Origin of the sequence: Actinotalea sp. C106, assembly GCF_023630195.1 — a bacterium.
Taxonomy (GTDB): domain Bacteria; phylum Actinomycetota; class Actinomycetes; order Actinomycetales; family Cellulomonadaceae; genus Actinotalea.
In genome coordinates, this window is record NZ_JALPKN010000454.1 from 1 (window position 1) to 1,650 (window position 1,650).

A 1,650-nucleotide genomic window follows, 5' to 3' on the forward strand; every position below is an offset into this window, starting at 1 on the left:
TGCGCGGCCTCGACGACGTCGGCGCGCGAGCCGAGGGACATCCCCGCAGCCTCCGCGAGCTCCTCGGCGTTGGGCTTGATCAGGTCGGGTGCGGCCGCCAGCGCCTCGACCAGGGCCGGTCCGCTGGTGTCGAGGGCCACGCGGGCCCCGGCCTGGTGGGCCCGGCGGGTCATGGCCGCGTAGTGGTCGGTCGGCACCCCTGGCGGCAGGCTCCCGCACAGCACCACCCAGCCGTGCGGCGCGACGGTCGCGAGGGCCCCGTCCAGGAGCCGGTCGAGGTCGGCGGCGTCCAGCGCGGGACCTGGCTCGTTGAGCTTGGTCACGGTCCCGTCCGCCTCGGCGATCGTGACGTTGGACCGGGTGCGTCCCGACACGGGCACCGTGACGACGTCGACGGCCTCGGCGGTGAGCAGCCCGACGAGCTGGTCGCCCTCGGCACCCGCGACCGGCAGGACGGCGCGGCTCGCGACGCCGTTGGCCAGCAGGGCGCGGGTGACGTTGACCCCCTTGCCGCCGGGGTGCAGGTGCACGCCGCGGGCACGCAGCACCTCGCCCCGCACGAGGTCATCGACCTCGACGGTGCGGTCGAGGCTCGGGTTGAGGGTGACGGTGATGATCATGCCCGCACCACCCTCGGTCCGGCGGTCTCGACCTCGTCGGCCAGCTCGGCGTCCAGGTCGCTGTCGGAGATCACGGTGTCGATCGCGGACAGCGGGGCGACCTGGGCGAAGTCGGCCCGGCCGAACTTGGTGTGGTCGGCCAGGACCACCGTGCGCTGGGCCGCGCCGACCAGGGCACGCTTGACCCCCGCCTCGGCGAGGTCCGGGGTGGTCAGGCCGCGCTCGACGGTGAGTCCGTTGGTCCCGAGGAAGGCGACGTCCGCGTAGACGTCGGCCATGCAGCGCTCGGCCCAGGCCCCGACCGCAGCCAGCGTGCGTCCCCGCACCGTGCCGCCCAGCAGGTGCAGGGTGATGTTGGGCCGGGTCGCGAGCACCATGGCCACGGGTAGCGCGTGCGTCACCACGGTGAGCTCGCGCTCGGTCGGCAGCAGCTCGGCCAGGCGGACGGTCGTGGTGCCGGCGTCCAGGATGACGGACCCGCCCTCGGGCACCTCGTCGAGGGCGGCCTTGGCGATGCGCTCCTTCTGGCCGGCCATCCGTCCCTCGCGGTCGGCGACGGCAGGCTCGATGCCGAGGCGCTCGACGGGTATCGCCCCGCCGTGGACCCGTCGGAGCAGGCCCCGCCGCTCGAGCGCGGTGAGGTCACGGCGCACGGTCTCGGGGGTGACGTCGAGGGTCTCGGCGAGGTCCTTGACCTCGACCCGACCATCCGCACGGGCAGTGCTGATGATCTGCTGCTGACGCTCCGTCGCGTACACGCCTGCTCCCCGATCTCAGCCGGTCTTCAGTGACCCGGGCGGATGTTGATACCCCTTTGTTTAGTTCCGTTTGTGTCCGGTGTCAAGCCCGAGAACGGACATCGGCCCACAAAGGGCCCGGCGGTCGCGCAGTCCGTCAGGCTCGCCGACTCCGACCGGGCCCTTGGTCCTGGGAGCCCGGCCGCGGAGACTCGGACGCCTCACCGTGGGCCGCGACGGCTGGGGCGGCCCTGGGCCGCCGCGGCTGGGGCGCCGCTGGGGGGCACTGGAGC

Annotated in this window: 2 protein-coding genes; both read right to left on the reverse strand. The window is 74.0% G+C overall.

Annotated features, from left to right (window positions below):
- Positions 1-620: 1-phosphofructokinase family hexose kinase (locus L0B03_RS17525; RefSeq protein WP_250448250.1), on the reverse strand; the 620-nt coding region annotated here is incomplete at its 3' end.
- Positions 617-1,378, reverse strand: coding sequence for a DeoR/GlpR family DNA-binding transcription regulator (locus L0B03_RS17530; protein WP_250448251.1), 762 nt, complete (start codon positions 1,376-1,378; stop codon positions 617-619). The genes L0B03_RS17525 and L0B03_RS17530, both read right to left, overlap by 4 nt.
- Positions 1,379-1,650: the final 272 nt, after the last annotated feature.